The organism is Sporomusa sp. KB1 (assembly GCF_007830295.1).
Lineage (GTDB): Bacteria > Bacillota > Negativicutes > Sporomusales > Sporomusaceae > Sporomusa.
In genome coordinates this window covers 4,422,121-4,440,545 of the sequence record NZ_VLKC01000002.1, presented here as the reverse complement: position 1 = coordinate 4,440,545, position 18,425 = coordinate 4,422,121, and the positions used below count along the sequence as shown (strand labels likewise).

At 43.2% G+C, this 18,425-nt stretch carries 23 protein-coding genes; all 23 read right to left on the bottom strand.

The genetic code is table 11. From position 1 onward, the window contains the following. Window positions 1–4: 4 nt before the first annotated feature. Window positions 5–523, bottom strand: a complete 519-nt coding sequence (spoIIIAB, locus tag SALPA_RS24515) for a stage III sporulation protein SpoIIIAB (protein ID WP_145100232.1) — start codon at window positions 521–523, stop codon at window positions 5–7. Next, window positions 514–1,518: a stage III sporulation protein AA gene (gene spoIIIAA / locus SALPA_RS24510; RefSeq protein WP_145100229.1), complete on the bottom strand. Its 1,005-nt coding sequence runs from the start codon at window positions 1,516–1,518 to the stop codon at window positions 514–516. Before spoIIIAA ends, spoIIIAB begins: the two co-directional genes overlap by 10 nt. A gap of 204 nt (window positions 1,519–1,722) precedes the next feature. Then, the gene (locus SALPA_RS24505; RefSeq protein ID WP_145100226.1) at window positions 1,723–2,202 is read right to left on the bottom strand and encodes a CD1247 N-terminal domain-containing protein; all 480 of its coding nucleotides are present in this window, start codon (window positions 2,200–2,202) and stop codon (window positions 1,723–1,725) included. A 114-nt stretch (window positions 2,203–2,316) separates the two neighbouring features. Beyond that, complete coding sequence (gene efp, locus SALPA_RS24500; protein WP_021170048.1) at window positions 2,317–2,874, bottom strand: elongation factor P; 558 nt, start codon at window positions 2,872–2,874, stop codon at window positions 2,317–2,319. Between the two features lie 26 nt (window positions 2,875–2,900). Continuing rightward, a complete protein-coding gene (locus tag SALPA_RS24495) occupies window positions 2,901–3,968 on the bottom strand; it encodes a Xaa-Pro peptidase family protein (RefSeq protein WP_186451220.1) in 1,068 nt (355 codons plus the stop codon). Beyond that, complete coding sequence (gene aroQ, locus SALPA_RS24490; RefSeq protein WP_145100223.1) at window positions 3,965–4,423, bottom strand: type II 3-dehydroquinate dehydratase; 459 nt, start codon at window positions 4,421–4,423, stop codon at window positions 3,965–3,967. Before aroQ ends, SALPA_RS24495 begins: the two co-directional genes overlap by 4 nt. A 147-nt stretch (window positions 4,424–4,570) precedes the next feature. Beyond that, window positions 4,571–6,241 (bottom strand): penicillin-binding protein 2, encoded by a 1,671-nt coding sequence (locus SALPA_RS24485; RefSeq protein WP_145100220.1) that lies wholly within the window; start codon window positions 6,239–6,241, stop codon window positions 4,571–4,573. Window positions 6,242–6,297: 56 nt separating this feature from the next. Next, window positions 6,298–6,522 carry a DUF4911 domain-containing protein gene (locus SALPA_RS24480; RefSeq protein ID WP_145100216.1) on the bottom strand — a complete coding sequence of 75 codons (225 nt, stop codon included), beginning with the start codon at window positions 6,520–6,522 and terminating at the stop codon, window positions 6,298–6,300. Then, window positions 6,503–7,756, bottom strand: a complete 1,254-nt coding sequence (locus SALPA_RS24475; protein ID WP_370516722.1) for a U32 family peptidase — start codon at window positions 7,754–7,756, stop codon at window positions 6,503–6,505. The genes SALPA_RS24480 and SALPA_RS24475 overlap by 20 nt, the downstream gene beginning before the upstream one ends. After that, window positions 7,753–8,367 (bottom strand): O-methyltransferase, encoded by a 615-nt coding sequence (locus SALPA_RS24470; protein WP_255451333.1) that lies wholly within the window; start codon window positions 8,365–8,367, stop codon window positions 7,753–7,755. The genes SALPA_RS24475 and SALPA_RS24470 overlap by 4 nt, the downstream gene beginning before the upstream one ends. Then, entirely contained in the window at window positions 8,364–9,380 is a 1,017-nt protein-coding gene (gene mltG / locus SALPA_RS24465; RefSeq protein WP_145100213.1) for an endolytic transglycosylase MltG, read from the bottom strand. The genes SALPA_RS24470 and mltG overlap by 4 nt, the downstream gene beginning before the upstream one ends. Window positions 9,381–9,494: 114 nt before the next feature. After that, window positions 9,495–9,836 (bottom strand): DUF1292 domain-containing protein, encoded by a 342-nt coding sequence (locus SALPA_RS24460; protein ID WP_145100211.1) that lies wholly within the window; start codon window positions 9,834–9,836, stop codon window positions 9,495–9,497. Between the two features lie 82 nt (window positions 9,837–9,918). Next, on the bottom strand, window positions 9,919–10,338 hold the full coding sequence (gene ruvX / locus SALPA_RS24455) for a Holliday junction resolvase RuvX (protein ID WP_145100208.1): 420 nt from the start codon (window positions 10,336–10,338) through the stop codon (window positions 9,919–9,921). 15 nt (window positions 10,339–10,353) lie between these two features. Then, window positions 10,354–10,521 (bottom strand): hypothetical protein, encoded by a 168-nt coding sequence (locus tag SALPA_RS30590; protein ID WP_222428111.1) that lies wholly within the window; start codon window positions 10,519–10,521, stop codon window positions 10,354–10,356. Window position 10,522: 1 nt separating this feature from the next. Beyond that, window positions 10,523–10,780 (bottom strand): IreB family regulatory phosphoprotein, encoded by a 258-nt coding sequence (locus SALPA_RS24445; RefSeq protein ID WP_145100205.1) that lies wholly within the window; start codon window positions 10,778–10,780, stop codon window positions 10,523–10,525. 125 nt (window positions 10,781–10,905) lie between these two features. Further along, window positions 10,906–13,524 (bottom strand): alanine--tRNA ligase, encoded by a 2,619-nt coding sequence (alaS, locus tag SALPA_RS24440; RefSeq protein WP_145100202.1) that lies wholly within the window; start codon window positions 13,522–13,524, stop codon window positions 10,906–10,908. A 93-nt stretch (window positions 13,525–13,617) separates the two neighbouring features. Further along, on the bottom strand, window positions 13,618–14,643 hold the full coding sequence (locus SALPA_RS24435) for an AI-2E family transporter (RefSeq protein WP_145100200.1): 1,026 nt from the start codon (window positions 14,641–14,643) through the stop codon (window positions 13,618–13,620). A 57-nt stretch (window positions 14,644–14,700) separates the two neighbouring features. Beyond that, window positions 14,701–14,901: a hypothetical protein gene (locus SALPA_RS24430; protein ID WP_144034004.1), complete on the bottom strand. Its 201-nt coding sequence runs from the start codon at window positions 14,899–14,901 to the stop codon at window positions 14,701–14,703. A 1-nt stretch (window position 14,902) separates the two neighbouring features. After that, a complete protein-coding gene (locus tag SALPA_RS24425; RefSeq protein WP_145100197.1) occupies window positions 14,903–15,100 on the bottom strand; it encodes a hypothetical protein in 198 nt (65 codons plus the stop codon). Between the two features lie 10 nt (window positions 15,101–15,110). Next, window positions 15,111–15,623, bottom strand: a complete 513-nt coding sequence (locus SALPA_RS24420) for a PRC-barrel domain-containing protein (RefSeq protein WP_186451219.1) — start codon at window positions 15,621–15,623, stop codon at window positions 15,111–15,113. A 94-nt stretch (window positions 15,624–15,717) separates the two neighbouring features. Continuing rightward, entirely contained in the window at window positions 15,718–16,812 is a 1,095-nt protein-coding gene (gene mnmA, locus SALPA_RS24415; protein WP_145102236.1) for a tRNA 2-thiouridine(34) synthase MnmA, read from the bottom strand. A 7-nt stretch (window positions 16,813–16,819) separates the two neighbouring features. Beyond that, entirely contained in the window at window positions 16,820–17,191 is a 372-nt protein-coding gene (gene nifU / locus SALPA_RS24410) for a Fe-S cluster assembly scaffold protein NifU (protein ID WP_145100190.1), read from the bottom strand. 25 nt (window positions 17,192–17,216) lie between these two features. Next, window positions 17,217–18,425, bottom strand: coding sequence for a cysteine desulfurase NifS (nifS, locus tag SALPA_RS24405; protein WP_145100187.1), 1,209 nt, complete (start codon window positions 18,423–18,425; stop codon window positions 17,217–17,219).

The window sequence follows — 18,425 nt, the reverse complement described above, 5'->3', positions numbered from 1 at the left end:
ATCGTTACACTAAAATTATGACTATTGCTAAGCTGCTGCAGAGCCCTAAATATCGATACATCTTGACGTTCTGCTCACAAAGCTTTTCCGCTTCATATTGAATCCTGGATAATTGCTCCTGGACCAATTCCAGCGACTTATGCTGTTCCTCGCGGTCCATACTGCCAAGATTAGCGCTAAATACTGCAAGAATTTCCCGTTCGGGCTGATTTAAAACAAGCTGTTTTGCTTCGATTAGAGCCTGATCCATAGCAGCCTGCGGTGTTAACCAACCATTATTGAGTAGCAGTAATGACATCGTGTGAAAAAAGTCCGCTACTGGCCCGGCAATACCTGAGGTACATTGCGACAAAGCTTCCGGCAACGGTATTGCTGCATAATTAATGTGCGATTTTAAGGCCGACAAACAACTGATTAGCTGCCGGATTTGGCGCGGACGCTCAGCATAGCGTGCCGCGACACTAAAGCCCATAGCTGTGCCGGCGACAACAATCAACAGACTGCCCAAAATCTTTAGCCACATTCTCTCACCTCATTTGAACAAACATATACTATCTTTTCCAAACGGGAATCAACTATTTCTTCAATTGTTCCCGGTCCTAAACGGTTGCTCAAGATAACATAGCGATCAAACATTCTTTGTTGTACCAATTCACCAATATAGGGACGTTCACGCAGTTCGTTTATTGTCCGGCTATGAACAGTGGCCAGCACACTTACGCCGGCATGAATCGCTTCCCGCACTGCAGCAGCATCCTCTGCCCGGCCCAATTCGTCTGTTGCTATTACTTCCGGCGCCATTGAGCGGATAAGCATTAATAATCCGCTCGCCTTAGGACAAGCATCCAGCACATCAACCCGGGGACCCAGGTCGATACTGGGAATACCATTTTCGCAGGCAGCAATTTCTGATCGTTCATCAACAAGACCAATTTGTACGCCCACAATGCCTAACGTCGCTTTACCAGTGCTCAACTGACGAATTAAATCCCGCAAGATTGTTGTTTTGCCACAGCGTGGCGGCGAAATAAGTAAGATATTATATATTCTTCGGCTAACACTATCAATGACAAAAGGCAAAATAATATCAGCGCAGCCAGGTATAGCTCTGGCTAAACGAATATTGAGTGAACTAATATGGGTAAGTGTTTTAACCGTTCCATTAAAAGCCGTTGCCTGTCCTGCCAAACCAACCCGGTGACCGCCCTTGATGGTCAGGTATCCTTGCCTTAATTCCGGCTCAAAAGCATATACGGAGTTTTTACATAGCAGCTGAAAGGTCTTAAGCAAATCTTGAATGGTGCAATAGTAAGCCTGAGATTGGCTGGTTGCCTGTCCAAAGACATCTATCATAACGTCATGGTTACCTAATACTAATAGTAACGGCTGATTTGCTCTAATGCGGATTTCAGTTACTTTAGCCAGCAAGCTGACAGGTACTGCCATCAGTATTTTCGACAGGTGGGGCGGCAGAAGCGGATAAATATGTTGAGTTAAGATATCTTGTGTATTTGTCATTCGTTTATCATTCCTTAGTTAATTTTTCGGGCAATTGTATTTATCTCCATTATCTTTTCTTTACATAGATATGTTTTTCAAAAATAATTTATGACAAAAAGAAAGACTTGGCTGCTGTGCCAAGTCAGTAAAGAGAATTAATTTTTCTAATAAATAACGCTGGGGTTTTTCCGTGATAATCAATGCTATCGGTTAGAAGGTTTTTCAAATACCAGGATGCATAATATGGTTAGATTGCTCAGCCTGGAGGCTGTCGGTGGCAACAATATCCAGGGTGTTATCGTAGACTGTACCGCCGCAGTAAGGGCAAGTTACCTCAATGTCATCATCATCGTCCAGGATATCAGACTCAAAGGTAACTAGTTCATGACAGTCCGGACAAGTTACTTCCACCATATCATCATCAAAAACATCTTCACAGCCGTCGTCGTCAAAAGCATCGTCTGTAGCGCTATCAAAGTCTTCATAAATCTGCTCTTCCAGGTCGGTTAAATCTTCGTCAATTGACTCCACATAATCCTCAAGGTCTACTTGTGCTACATTGACACTTTGGACCTCATCAGCAAAAGAATCAAGTACATCAATAATATTGATTAAAAGTTTGCCCTCAGAGGAATTGTCGCTGACATTAAGACCTTGTGTTAATCCATGTAAATAGGCCACTTTCTCCTTAAGATTTCTCATAAAAAAAACCCCCTTTAGCTATGTTCTGTTCTAAGCATTAGACACTATTTGTAGTATATCCAATGCTTATTAAAACATAACTTTCGGAGGTTTCTTTGATCTAAGTTTTATTCACTAGGCGCGCTCAATATAGTCACCGGTGCGGGTATCAATTCTCAGCACCTCGCCGATGTTGATAAAGAGCGGTACACGCACAATATGCCCAGTCTCTAATTTAGCTGGTTTATTACCGCCAGTAGCAGTATCACCCCTGACACCAGGATCAGTTTCAACAACTGTCAGCTCAACCGACATTGGCAAATCAATACCGATAACGGTGCCCTGGAAAAACATTACAGCAATATTCATATTTTCTTTTAAGAATTTGGTAGCATCACCCATTTGCTCAGCTGACAATTCAATCTGTTCATAATTCTCATTATCCATCAAATTGTACATGCCGTCACTCATATAGAGATACTGCATTTCGCGGCGATCAACATGCGCTTTGGGTAATTTTTCACCAGCGTTGAAGGTGCGTTCAACGACAGCTCCGGTACGGCCATTTTTCAGTTTGGCTCTAACAAAAGCAGCACCTTTACCTGGTTTTACATGTTGGAAGTCAACTACGCTCCACACATCATTATCAATCTCAACTGTTACCCCTGTACGAAAATCATTAACTGAAATCATTAATATGCCTCCCCATGTTCGGTCAATTACTCTATTTCTAATAAGCTCTTGCTGCTGGCAGTAAGAACTGTGCAGCCGGCAGCAGAAACCACAACCAAATCTTCGATACGTACGCCACCCCAGTCGGGAAGATAAATTCCCGGTTCAACAGATACTACCATGCCTGCCGCCAGTTTACTGTCATTTGCAGGCGATAACCGGGGCTCTTCATGGATAGCAAGCCCAACTCCATGACCTAGACTGTGACCAAAGTATTCGCCATAGCCCGCTTCGGAGATTATTTGTCTGGCAGCCTGATCAATTTCTTTACCTGTTTTACCAGCTGCTACAGCTTCAATGCCTGCCAACTGAGCAGCCTCTACAATATTATATATTTCCTGCTGCTTATCACTAGCCTTCCCTGCCACCACGGTTCGCGTCATGTCAGAATGATAGCCCTGATATACGGCACCGAAATCCATTGTAATAAAATCCCCTGCCTCAATGATTTTATCAGAAGCCTGACCATGCGGTAAAGCACTGCGATAACCGGAGGCTACGATAGTATCAAAGGCTGGTTTCTCTGAACCAAGCTTGCGCATTTGGTACTCAAGGTCCAGTGCAATTTCCAGTTCAGTTATTCCAGGTCTAATGATCGTTACTGCATGATTAAAGGCTGCATCGGCAATTGCGACAGCCTGCTGTAAGAGTGTAAGCTCAGACTGATCTTTAATCTCTCGCAAAGCATCTAATTGGACAGGTTGCAATTCCGCCATAGTCAGCTGCGCAGCCTGCTTATGATAAGTGTCCCAGGTTATAAAGTCACTTTCAAAACCAATACGGGCAATTCCTAGTTTTTTAGCTGTATCTGCCAGGATAGCAAACATATCTGCTCCATGACGAACAATTTGATACTCTGGTGATTGCTTATTAGCTTGCTCAATATATCTAAAGTCAGTAAATAACAGCTGCCTTTGTTTATCAATTAAAAGTAATCCGGATGAACCGGTAAAACCACTAAAATATCGCCGGTTTTCCGGTTTGGTTACGATAATAGCATCAAGGCTGTGTGTGGTCATAAGCTTACGCAAACCAGTTAAACGCTGCTGGATCATAGCTTTGTACTCTTAATCAGATTCGCAGCCGCCTCTAATGCCAGTAAATAACTATTTGCCCCAAAGCCGGCTATTTGTCCAATGGCTACCGGTGAAATTACTGAATGATGACGAAATTCCTCTCTACGGTAAATATTGGATAAATGCACCTCAATTGCCGGCACATTTACGGCTGCCAACGCGTCACGCACCGCAATACTGTAATGCGTAAAGGCAGCCGGATTAATTATAATACAGGCATAGTTGCCCGGGGCTTGCTGGATAGCGTCAATCAGTTTACCTTCATAGTTACTTTGAATAAAGACGAGTTCCAAACCCAGCTCTCCTGCCCGTCCTGTTAACATAGCGTTAATATTCTCAAGCGTAGTCGTACCATATACTTCCGGCTCACGCTTGCCAAGCAAATTCAGGTTAGGCCCGTGGAGAACCAAAACTCGTTTTTTTAAAGCTTCCATTCCATTCATCTCCAGCGTTTACTTAATTCCTGCGGGTACTTGTTGCTAGCAGCAAAAAATATCCTTGTGTACTAACTTTAACATTTTAGCATATATTTTGTATTTTGACTACAGAAAAACTATTTCATAGGCAAGAGGTTTGGTTAACTAGTTTTTAAGAATATCGGTTGCTATGTCACGAAAGATAGGGGCGGCAACATTACTGCCAGACATGCCTTCCTCCACAAAAACGACAATGACATACTTAGGATGCTCAAGCGGCGTAAAACCAGCAAACCAAGCATGATTTATACCTTTCCCGTTAGTACTTGTGCGTCCTGTTTCAGCCGAACCAGTCTTACCTGCTGAACCAAAGACCTCCACATAAGCAGCCTGGCCTGTGCCATATTGTGTAACAGCCATCATCATGTTGCGTAATCTTTCAGCTGTTTGCCTGGATATTACCCGTATACCAGGATGTGATTGAAACTTCTTAACAATAGTTCCATCTGGTGTTGTAAGGAGACTGACAATATATGGTTCAACCTTAAGGCCATCGTTTACGATTGTGGCTACTGTCTGAGCTACCTGCACTGGCGTAGCTTCACAAAAACCCTGACCGATAGCCAAATTAGCCAGATCACCCGGGTATAATTGATCGGCAACCGGTAAGTTACCTTCACTCTCACCTAAAAATCCAAGATTTGTCCTGGAACCATACCCAAACTTTGCCGCCATATCAATGAGCTTTTCAGCTCCTAATTTCAAGGCAACTTCGATAAACACCGGGTTGCTGGAATGAGCCATGGCTTCTGTGATGGTAAGGTACCCTTTGGGCGCCTCACCATAATCCCAGCCTTGAAAACGAACATTATTGACGTCAATATAGCCGGCGTCAAAAAACACATCATTCATTTTTACTGTTTTATTTTCAAGTGCGGCAGCAGCTACTACTAACTTAAACACAGAACCAGGCTGATAGGCCGAAATGGCACGGTTTAACAAAGGCGCACTGCTTTGCTCCAAATAATGGCTAAGATTATTGGCATCAAATCCCGGCCTGGAGGCCATAGCAAGTATTTCACCAGTACTTGGACGCATAACGACTACGGCCCCCTTGACAATTGTGCGATCCATACAATTTTCGACCTTTTGCTGAATCTGTTTGTCAATCGTTAATACGATATTCGTTTCGTCATTACTAGCCGAAAGCTTTAGCCGCTTATAGCCCAGACCGGGGATGATTTGCTGACTTGCGTCAACAATAGCAGCAACATATTCAGGCTGATTACCGCGCAGCAGATCGTCATACATGCCTTCAATCCCGCTTACTCCCTTGTTGTCAGCTGAATTAATGTAGCCGAGTATATGGGAGGCAAGCATTCCCTGTCCATAGCGGTTTTTTTCTGCGATTGCTATAATACCTGGGATATGCAGATCATTAATTTTTTTTGCAGTATCACTGCTAATATCTTTAGCTAGTCTAAAGGGGTATTCACTGGTCTGTATACCCTGTAAGAAATATTCAAGCTGTTCGCTTGGCAAGCTTACACTAGCATTAAGTTTGCGCAATAATTGCAGCGGGGTATATTCAACTTGTCCAGGAAAAACAACAAGACTATATTGTTGAGCCGTATTGGTTAGTGGTAGACGATTACAGTCCAGGATTTCACCCCTGGCAACCTCGACTGGTAATCCTTGAACACGAATATTAAGTCCCTCTAATGCCAATTGTTGCCCCTGGATAATCTGGAGATAAAATAATCGCATTACCAACAGGCTGGACATGACCAAAAAAAATAAAACCAGTCGAAATATACGTGTACTGGAATAAGCCATACTGCCACCTTCTATTGTTGTTAGATAGGTATAGTATGGCTTACAAAGGCAGCCGGTTATTCAGAGCGTTCAACATAACGGATTTCAATCGGGATATGGGCTAATATGTCCCGAACTTCGTCAGCTGTATCAGGTGTTGCCCGGATTTGCAAGATTCCTTCATGCCGATCCAGAGTACTGACGACTCCTAAATATTCATAGCCTTCCATAATTCGATTTACATAATTAACATATTTGGGTTCAACCTGGATATAAATCGGTTTATCTATTGCCGTTGTCATGTTCATCGCTCCTGCCCTGCGGCCGCCTGAGCATAGCATAGGGCACCACCGGTTGCGACATTGGCATAGTCACAATTTGCTGTGGATGAGGCGCTACACTGATCAAGTTGCCTTCGGAATCAAACATTTGGCTAATTGTTTGTACAAAGTTGCTCCTGCCAGGCTGCATAATTTCAATTTTTTCGCCAACCTTCATATTATTGCGCTGCTCTACTGCTGCCATACCGGTCGACGGATTATATTCCTTAACAAGGCCGATAAAATTATGTGTTTGAATATAGCTGGAAGAAGTATAAATTTGATCTTGCTCTGTTGGCTTATTAAAAGTAAAACCAGTTGTGTATTCCCGGTGCGATACTTTTTGCAGTTCATCAAGCCATTCCTGTTTGACAGTAAAGGGTGCTGACGAACTGGCATAGCTGTCAATCGCCTCTCGATAAACCTTGATAACAGTAGCAACATAGTGAACACTTTTCATGCGGCCTTCTATTTTAAAACTATGTAAACCACTATCCATAAGTTCAGGTATATGGTTGATGAGACATAAATCTTTGGAATTAAATATGTATGTACCCCGCTCATCTTCCGCTACTGGCAAGTATACTCCCGGACGGCTTTCTTCCATGAGATGATACTTCCAACGGCAAGGCTGGGCACATTCTCCCCGATTGGCATCCCGTCCGGTTAGATAGTTACTTATTAGACAGCGCCCTGAATAAGACATACACATTGCCCCATGAACAAAGGCTTCGAGTTCAATGGCAACCTTTTGCCTGATAAGCTTTATATCAGTAAGTGAAAGCTCTCGTGCTAACACTACCCGCGTTGCACCTAGTTCTTGCCAAAATTGGGCAGTGGACCAATTGGTGCTATTGGCCTGGGTACTAATATGAATAGGCAGCGATGGTGCTACTTGCCGGGCAATGCGAAATACACCCAAGTCAGAAACCAGGATTGCATCAGCACCTATCTTGGCAAGACGCGTAATATACTCAGGCAAATCAGGCAAATCATCATTATGGGGAAATATATTAATGGTTATATATGCTTTTTTACCAAGACTATGAGCAAAATCAATCCCCTGCTCAAGTTCAGCATCATCAAAATTATCACCAAAAGCTCGTAAACCAAACGCCTTTCCGCCCATATACACAGCATCGGCACCATAAATAAGTGCCATTTTAAGTTTTTCCAAGTTTCCGGCCGGAGCCAGAAGCTCTGGTTTAGTTATCATTTATTCGCCTCTCCCTGGTAACGCGATACGGCCATACCATCGCCAGTCTGGTGAATTACCGTATCAAACCGCGCATCATTAGTAACAAAATCAAGATAAGCCTGTAGACGTTTAACAATTGTCCGGAAACGCCGGGGTGTTGCTTGGTTACCAAGCACCCAGCCTCTAAATAAGACATTATCAGCAATGACAATAGCTCCTGGAGAAAGTTTATCCATAACTTTATACAAATAATCAAGATATTGACCTTTCGCAGCGTCAATAAATACTAAATCAAAACTGCCAGTTAGTCCGGACACAACTTCGCCGGCATTGCCGGCAATAAGTTCTATTTGATCAAGAACACCTGCTTGCGCCAGGAATTGCCGGGCAACCAGTATCCGGTCTGCATCTTGCTCCAGTGTCGTTATTTTCCCCCCAGGGGCGATGCTGGCAGCCAGGAGTAATGTTGAATAACCAATTGCTGTACCTATCTCCAGGACAGACTTAGGAGCAGCAGTGGCGGTTACCGTTTGCAACAACTGACCGCTTTCCCGGGTGATGACTGGCACATTATGGGTAATAGCATACGCTTCCATTTCAGCTAACAGTGTAATAAAGTTATCCCTCATAACTGCACCTGATTGATTGCCAGTAAATGTTCTGCATAGGAATTGCTAAAATGGTGCTTGCCTTGTTTATCGGCTACAAAATATAAATAATCGGTTTTATCAGCTGAAAGCACGGCTTTGATAGCAGCAGTCCCAGGATTGGCAATAGGCCCTGGTGGCAAGCCCATGATTTGATAGGTATTATAGGGTGAGGCGATTTCAGTGTCCTGAATGGTAAGTTCAGCCTTAGGATAACCAAGAATATATTGAATTGTGGCACATGACTGCAAAGGCATGTTTTGCTTTATCCTATTGGCAAAAACTCCTGCAATGACTGGTTGTTCTTCATTGAGTTTGGCTTCTTTTTCCACAAGGGAAGCCATAATGATAACCTCACGGATAGAAAGTCCGAGTTCTGCCGCCCGCTGCCTACTATCAGGAGTCATTTTAGCATCAAATTGTTTGACCATCATCGTCAGCAGCTCTTCTTCAGAAGTACCCCTGGCTAAACGGTAGGTGTCAGGAAACAGAAATCCTTCCACACTGTATTTGGTATTAGGATTAGCTGCCATATAGGAAAAAGGGGCAAAGTTTTTAGCTAATGCTTTAAATTTTTCAGGATTTGCCAATTTCTTTTCGGCCAGCAGTTCAGCAATTTGGTCAACTGTATATCCTTCAGGAACTGTAAATTGTTGATAAGCAGTTTGTCCCTGAGACATCATAGTAAGCATTTGCCGCACAGGCATGGCCGGACTAATGGAATATTCTCCAGCCTGCAGTGAATTCTCCAGTCCCTGCAGCTTAGCTGCAACCCGGAATACAACAGCATTTTTTATCAAATTTTGTTTTTCTAAATCTTCGGCTATAACTTTAGCAGGAGTACCTGTTTTGATACTTACAAGTATGGGTTCTCCTTTGCTGCTAACCGGCTCAGTCAGTGTCCAACCAACTAGTAGCGCGCCAAAGCTGAGAATAGTGGCTGCCAAGATTCCAATTACAATTTTCCTGGAAACCGAAATATTTAGTAGTAACATTCACTATCCCCTTTTCGCATTCTGCTAAACTAGTACTATTATAATCGATAATGTCTTATGAGACAAATAAGGCTGCTTTTCCATCTGGAAAAAAAAGAAGCCTGGCGGCTTCTTTTACTCTTCCTCTTCGTCAATCAACTCTTCGTAGGCTTTACGAACTTCTTCAAATTCTTCATCAGTAGGGTCTACGTAAATTTCTTCGCCGCTTTCGTCAACGTCGATACGGGCAATAAATACGTCAGTTTCTTCACCGCAGCCACAGTCACAGCTAGCATCGTGGCAGCTGCCGTCGCAATCCTCTTCATCAACATCAAACGGTACCAGTATAGCGAAGCGCTTGTCACCAACAGGAACGATCATGTCTTCGCGATAGTAGTATTCATTGCCTTCTTCATCAGTCATGACGACTACCGGCTCATCAAACTCCATAAGTTCATCGTTTTCATTTTCAGTCATGTTTTTCACCTCTTTTTACACATACGCAACATAATTTTATCTTAGAAAGCATATCCTGTCAAGGGACTCTCTGGAAAGTCAACTAGCCTCGTGGCAAACTGTCAAGATAGCCTTGTAAAATGAAGACAGCAGCCATTTTGTCAATAACCTGACGTCGTTTGGCCCGGCTGACATCAGCTGCTATCAGCGATTTTTGCGCTGCAACAGTAGACAAACGCTCATCCCAAAATGTAATCTCAACATTGGGGATAGTCTGTATCAATTTGTTGGCAAATTCCTTCACAAGTTCGCCTCTTGGGCCAATCGTGCCGTTCATATTTTTGGGTAACCCAATAACAACAAGCCCGGCCTGATACATGGTTATCAGTTCATTGAGCCTAGTGAAATCCTTAGCTGGCGATGTTCTTCGAATGACTTCGACCCCTTGTGCTGTTAGCTTAAGCTCATCGCAAACCGCTATCCCAATAGTTTTGTCCCCGACATCAAGTGCTAGTATGCGCATTTATCCTCCCCATTATCACAAAAAAATACTATAAATAAAATTGACCCCTGCGTCAAGTGCTGCCCGAATAACGCCAGCACTTTCGGCCAACGGCCGGTTTGACTGCAAGGGACCAATAGTAAGTCCGCCAAAACATAGTCTCGATACAAAAAGGCCTGTTTTTCCAACTGCATGATAATCCATCTTATTTGTCTTTTAGATAGGCACGTACCAATTCCTCAATAATCTCATCACGCTCTAACTTGCGAATCAGTCCCCGGGCATTATTATAGCTGGTTATATAGGTCGGATCTCCGGATAAAAGGTAGCCTACCAGTTGATTTATTGGATTATAGCCTTTTTCCTTTAAGGATTGGTAAACAGTTGTCAGGATTACTTCAGCCGCGTTAGTCTCATCATTATTTACCTTAAACATCATTGTTTCTTGTGATATATTGGTCATGAAGCCTCCTCCTCCCTTATATTATCGACAAAGTATAGATCTATATATTCTACCTGTCAGTATATTTTCCTGTTAGATTATGATAAATTTTTACAGGCAGGCCCAAAGCCTGCCTGTAAAATGCATTATTTAATTTGTGATTTAATGATTTGCTCAGCCATTTTGAGAGCTTCGGACAATTTTTCCGGCTGTTTGCCACCAGCTTGTGCCATATCGGGGCGACCGCCGCCGCCGCCGCCGGCTACCGTAGCAGTTTCTTTAATAATCTTACCGGCATGAATGCCTTTGGCGACGCAATCAGCGGTAGCCATAGCAACAAAGTTGACTTTGTCACCACTAATAGCGCCTAGTACCACAACTCCGGATTGCAAACGGTCACGTACCATATCGCCAGTTGCTCGCAGGTTCTCCATATCGGCAGCAACTACCTGGCCCATCACTACCTGAACGCCGTTAATGGTGTTCGCAGCAGCTAAGAGATCCTGTACCTCATTTTTAGCGAGCTTGGTAGTTAAGGTACCAACTTCTTTTTCCAGTTCCCGGATGCGTCCGTTGAGCGTATCAATTCGAGTGACAATTTCCTCAGGCCGAGTCTTTAGCGCACCAGCCGCTTCTTTAATAAGTTCATTTTGCAGTTTTAAATACTCATGGGCACCATAGCCGGTAACAGCCTCAATTCGGCGCATACCAGCACCGATACCTGCTTCACTGACAATTTTAAACAGACCAATCTCAGCAGTTGAACCAACATGAGTACCACCACAAAGTTCTTTACTAAAGCCATCTACGATAACTACCCGTACCCGTTCGCCATATTTTTCACCAAAGAGAGCCATTGCTCCCATTTCTTTGGCGACAGCTTGCGTTGTCTCAATAATGGCTAAGGTAGTATTACCTAAAATAACCTCATTTACCATTTGCTCAACCTCAGCCAACTGCTCGGCAGTAACAGGCGCAAAGTGGGTAAAGTCAAACCGCAGTCTATTGCTATCAACAGAAGATCCTGCTTGATTAACATGTCCGCCTAAAACCTGTTTTAAGGCAGCCTGTAATAAATGAGTAGCCGTATGGTTACGGGCAATATGACGACGTCTGCTTATATCAACAGACAATTGTACATCTTCGCCAGTTTTCAAAGCTCCCTCGCTAATATGGCCAATATGATAGATGGTTCCATCTGGCAATTTGCGGGTAGTATTGACTTCAATTTTACCAAGGGCACTGGCAATGCTACCAGTATCACCTACTTGGCCACCGCCTTCAGCATGAAATGGTGTAACATCTAAAATTACAGCAACCTCGTCTCCGTCAAAGGCATCTTTAACTACTTTACCGTCTTTCAAGATCAAAACGACCTTAGCACTTTCTGCTTCCGGATTACAGCTTAAGGTTTCTGTTACCAAACCGGATAAATCAGGTAAGGCCACACTTTCCTCACTGTCCTGGCGGGCGGCACGGGCCCGCTCGCGCTGCTCGGCCATAGCCTGCTCAAACCCATGTTTATCAAAGGTCATAGTATGTTCACTTAATATTTCTTCAGTAAGCTCCCAGGGAAAGCCAAAGGTATCATAAAGTTTAAAAGCCATAGAACCATCAAGCACTGTTTGACCTGCCTGGGCAAGTTCTTGAACATGCTTGTTTAACAATTCAATTCCTTGTACCAAGGTAGTATGGAAGCGTTCTTCTTCTAATTGGATTACTTTTTTTATGTAGTCTTTTTTATCAGTGATATCAGGATAAGCCTGCGCAAAAATAGTGGCAGCAATATCAACAATGTCAGTTAAAAACGGTTTTTCAATTCCCAGTAAGCGGCCATGTCTGACAGCCCGCCGGAGAATCCGGCGTAAAACATAACCACGTCCCTCGTTGGAGGGTAACACGCCATCGCCAATCATAATCGTCATACTGCGGCCATGATCGGCAATTACCTTTAACGAAACGTCATTTTTGGCTGACTGGCCATAGGTAACACCAGCTACTTTAGCAGCATAGTCAATGATGGGGTACAATAAATCAGTTTCAAAATTAGAAGGTTTGTTTTGCAGCACAGAAGCAATACGTTCAAGGCCGGCACCAGTATCAATATTTTTCTTGGCCAGCGGAGTATAATTTCCAGCCTCGTCCCGGTCGAATTGAGTGAATACCAAGTTCCAAATCTCTAAATACCGGTCACAGTTACAGCCTACGGCACAATCCGGCTTACCACAACCACGTTCTTCTCCTAAATCAATATGTATTTCTGAGCAGGGGCCGCAGGGGCCGGGACCAATTTCCCAGAAGTTTTCTTCCATTCTAATAATCCGGTCAGCTGGAACTTTTATATCGTTATGCCAGATATCAAAAGCTTCGTCATCATTTGTATAAATAGTAATCCAGAGTTTATCCTTCGGCAACTCCAGATATTCGGTCAAAAATTCCCAAGCCCAGGCAATCGCTTCTTTTTTGAAATAATCGCCAAAGGAAAAGTTGCCCAGCATTTCAAAAAAAGTATGATGGCGTGCCGTCCGGCCGACATTCTCAATATCACCAGTGCGAACACATTTTTGACTGGTAGTAATACGCGGGTGGGGCGGTTTCATTTTACCGGTAAAAAAAGGTTTAAACGGAGCCATACCAGCGCCAATAAGCAGCAAAGTCGGGTCGTTTTCAGGAATAAGCGAAGAACTTGGTTGAATTAAGTGATCTTTACCAGCAAAAAAATCCAGAAACAGTTTTCTTAATTCGTTTCCGGTCAATTGTTTCAAATTAATCAGCTCCAATGTATAAAAGTAATCCATTATTCTGGTGGAATTATACTACAATTTAAGATTTAGTGTCAATATTTGGTGTGAAGAGAACTATAATAAAAGCTTAATACTGTGTTGCAGCACTACTTTTCCCACTGCCGCAACCGGTACACCTAGCAGCATGCCCACAACTCCAAATAACTCGCCGCCGGCAAATAAACAGAAAATGACACTCAGCGGATGCAATCCCACGCTTTCTCCGAGAATTTTGGGACCAATTACGCTTCCTTCCAATTGGTGAATTACGAAAAACAGTAACGCAACTTTCCCCGCAAGCAGCGGTGACTCCAAAAGTGCCAGGGTTATAGCCGGCGCGGCGCCAATAAATGCGCCAAAATAGGGAATGACATCAAGTAAACCGGCAGTAATGCCAATCAGTAAGGCAAACGGGACATTAAAAAAGTATAAACCGACACTAACCAAAACACCGACAATTATGGCAACCGTAAGCTGCCCTCTAATTACACCATTTAATACTTTATCAATATCTTTAAGTGCTAAAGTAAACTCCTGTCGTAAGCGGCATGGCACCAATAACAGCAAGCCTTCTTTGATGGCTTGCCAGTCATGCAAGAAATAAAAGGCCAGTATTGGTGTAATGGCAAAGCCAATGAAATAGGTAATAAGCCCCAGGATGCTGTTGGCTAAGTCACTGGCAAAGGACTGCCCTTCCTGTTGTAAAGATATTATTGAATTATCAATAGCTATTCGGATCGAGTAAGGCAAAACTGAATTTTGGTAGTGGCTCTGAATGAGATAAAATAATTCTTCACTTTTTCCCAGAATATGCGGTAATTCCTTGCCAAAGCTTTCTAAATCTCTTATCAAAATCGGCAGAAGACGAGTTCCACCAAGAATAATAACCGAAAATAAAATTACATATAACAGCAGGATAGCTAACGCTCTTGACAAGCCTTTTTTCTCAAGGTAACATACTGCAGGGTTGAGCAAATAGGCCAGTAGTAAAGCGATAATGAATGGGTACAAGCCGCTGCGCACAAGCCAGAGAAAATATAAAGTTATAAACGCAAATAATAAAATAATAGTAAGTCTGAAATGTTGTTTCGTAAACTGCATATGTTCTCCTTATCAATAAGAAAAAGGAGACCACACTGGCCCCCCTATTTCCGGACACTAATCCAGCTTTTTCATCAACCGTTTACGCGCCCGGCGTGCATCCCGCATTAAATCACGGGTGGTATCAGCAACTGCATCAGCACTACATTCAAACAGCGGCTTTTTTTGTGGTTTAGCCCTGGGAACTATGATAGCGCCTAATGCTGTTCCTACAAGTCCACCAAAAAACAATCCTTGCCAAAACCTGTTGCGCATCATATCACCCCTTTTGTACCTCTAAATTAACAGTACCCTGCGCCGTAGCATCATATAGAGTTAACGTACCATCAGCCTCAACATTATAGATTTTCAAATCCTGATTTCGTATCATAAACTCTACACAACAATCCCCGCAGTAGTACTGGTCGGCACCGACTTTACCTATATCCCGTTGCCCGCATATAGGACAAGTTGTCATAAACTACACCTCACACCTTATTCGATTCAGGTATAAGAAGATTGGTCATCGCATCGGGAATGATTAAGCGATCCTGACCAACAACTTGTGCTTGCGGCAGCGGCATAATTTTGCGGCCATATAACAAATCCGTAATAAGACCGTCAGAAATCTCATAAGCCTTTATCTCACCGGTAGTACTATCATAAAGAGCGTCCACCAATATGCCAAAGCTTAACCCTGCATCAGTATAAATTTGCTTGTCCAGCAAATCACACAGATAATAAACAGTTCCCGGCATCATAGCCGGTGTTAGCTCTTGTACAGCATATGTGGCCCGAAGCATTAAGGCATCTCTGCCAATCCTAAATACATCTTCAAACACAACGCCTTGATCCTTAGTAAACCAATTAGCACCAGCAAGAACAATACCACGAACAGCAGCCTGCTCTAAGTCAAGAAGTACTTCTTTTACCTCACCAATCTGCACACCAGTTCCGGTAATTAGCACCGGCAGGCCAAATAAATTACGCAGTTTTTGCATCAAGTAGGCCTCCATAACAGATTGTAGTATTAGTATGGCCAAAAAAGTAATTATTTATAGCAAGTATTGTCCTATATAAAAATTTATGGCGCAGTTACTTTACCGTCTTTGTTATAATTCCCCCGCCGACAACAATATCATCATGGTAAAATACAACAGATTGTCCCGGTGTAATGGCCCGCTGCGGTGTGGCAAATTTTACCTGAACCTGACCATTACCAAGTGGGGTTACCATAGCCTGGGCGGGAGATCCACTATAGCGAATTTTAGCTTCTACGGCAAGCGGCTCTTCCAGTGTATCAATTGTAATAAAATTGAGGTCACCGGCAATAAGCTCTGAGGCAAAAACATCCTGGTCTGAGCCGACAACCACTTCATTACGTTCGGCATCAAGTGCGATAACGTATAAGGGTTTACCAACTGCTAAACCAAGACCTTTGCGCTGCCCAACCGTATAAAGCTGGACTCCCTGATGTTTACCTAGAATGCTGCCAGTCAGATCTACAATATTTCCCGGTTTCAGTGATTCAGGAATACGTTTTTTTAAAAAAGCTTTATAATCATCATTAGGTACAAAACAGATCTCCTGACTGTCAGGTTTATCAGCAACCGATAAACCTAACTCTCTGGCCATTTTTCTGGTTTCAGTTTTCGCAAATTTTCCCAGCGGCATCAAAAAATGACTGAGAGTATGTTGATTCAGGTGGTATAAAGCATAGGACTGGTCTTTAGTGAGATCAATCCCCTTACGCAGAATATAGCGCTGGCGGTCTTTGGCATACATAATCTGCGCATAGTGACCAGTAGCCACATATTGGGCCCCCAGTGCCAGCGCTTTGCTTAGCAGACCCTCGAATTTAACATAGCGATTGCAGGCAATGCATGGATTAGGTGTCCTGCCTGCTGAATATTCTGCCATGAAATAATTAACCACTGTATCCTGGAACATGTCCCGGAAATTAAGCACATAATAGGGGATTCCTATTTTATTAGCAACCCGCCGGGCATCATCAACAGCTGATAGTGAACAGCAGCCTCTACTGTCAGGGTCATTATTTTCCTGATCTTTTTCCCATATTTGCATCGTTGCGCCAATTACATCATAGCCTTGATGAACAAGAAGGGCGGCAGTTAAAGAACTGTCCACCCCTCCGCTCATGGCCACAAGCACTCTGGGCTTATCAGCCATTAATGAATCACTTTCCTTTTTTAGCAATATAGTCTTTAATCGCTTCATGCAACGCATCGGCTGCCAGATTAGAACAGTGCATTTTTTGTGGCGGTAAGCCACCTAAGGCTTCAGCGACTGCCTGGTTGGAGATTTCCAGGGCTTCATCTAAGTGTTTACCCTTAACCATCTCAGTTACCATACTGCTGGTTGCAATGGCAGCGCCACAGCCAAAGGTTTTAAACTTTACGTCGGTAATTATATCATTTTCTACTTGCAGATAAATTCGCATAATATCGCCGCATTTGGCATTACCTACTTCACCAACACCATCGGCCTCTTTTATTTCGCCGACATTACGGGGATTGGAGAAATGATCCATAACTTTATCATTGTACATAGTTATTCTCTCCTCTTGTGCTAAATTAATGGTGATGACAGCTTGAGCATGGATTGGAAGGCTTGCACTCAGCTGCACTACCATATAAAGGTGACATACTACGCAGCTTTTCTACAATCTCCGGTAGGATTTCCAAAAAGTAATTAATATCTTCTTCGGTATTGCCGCGTCCCAGTGTAACCCGCAGCGAACCGTGCGCTACCTCATGGACTAACCCCATAGCTAAAAGTACATGAGAGGGATCAAGTGATCCTGAGGTGCAGGCAGAACCGCTCGAAGCGGCAATTCCCTTCATATCAAGATTCAAGAGTAATGATTCGCCTTCAATGTAGAGAAAACTAAAGTTAACATTACCTGGTAATCTCAAATCCGGATGACCATTAAGTTTGACATGCGGAATCTTTTCCAGGATGGTAGCTATTACTTTATCGCGCAAGCCTTTGATATAAGCAGTCTTTTTTTCCATATCCCGCTTGGCAATTTCTGCAGCTTTTCCCAGACCAACGATTCCCGGTACATTTTCAGTACCTGCCCGTAAATTGCGTTCATGACCGCCGCCGTGCTGAATTTCCTCGATTTTTACACCACGACGGATATATAAGGCACCAACGCCTTTGCTGGCGTAGAATTTATGTCCTGACATGGAAAGCAAATCTATATTTAATTCTTTAACATCAATAGGGTAGCTGCCAACAGCCTGTACTGCATCAGTGTGGAAATAAATTCCCTTTTCCTTGGCAAGTTGTCCAATTTCTTTTATCGGCTGGATGGTTCCTACTTCATTATTAGCGAACATAACGCTAATAAGTATTGTTTGGTCTGTTATCGCATTTTTTAAGTCTTCCATACGTATCATAGCATTTTCGTCAACTGGCAGATATGTAACTGTAAAACCATGTTTCTCAAGATATTCACAAGTATGCAAAATAGCATGATGTTCAATGGCTGTTGTTATAATATGATTGCCTTTCTTACGATTAGCAAACGCCACACCTTTAAGTGCCAGGTTGTCACCTTCAGTACCACCACTAGTAAAGAATATTTCATTAGGAGTGGCATTAATCAGAGCTGCTACTTTTTCCCGGGCTTCTTCCACTGCTTTGCGGGTTTCCCGGCCAAAAGCGTGGACGCTGGACGGATTACCGAATTTGTCAGTCATATACTCCAGCATCAGTTCGGCAACTTCCCGGTCAACCGGGGTAGTAGCCGAATGATCAAAATAAATACGTTTCAT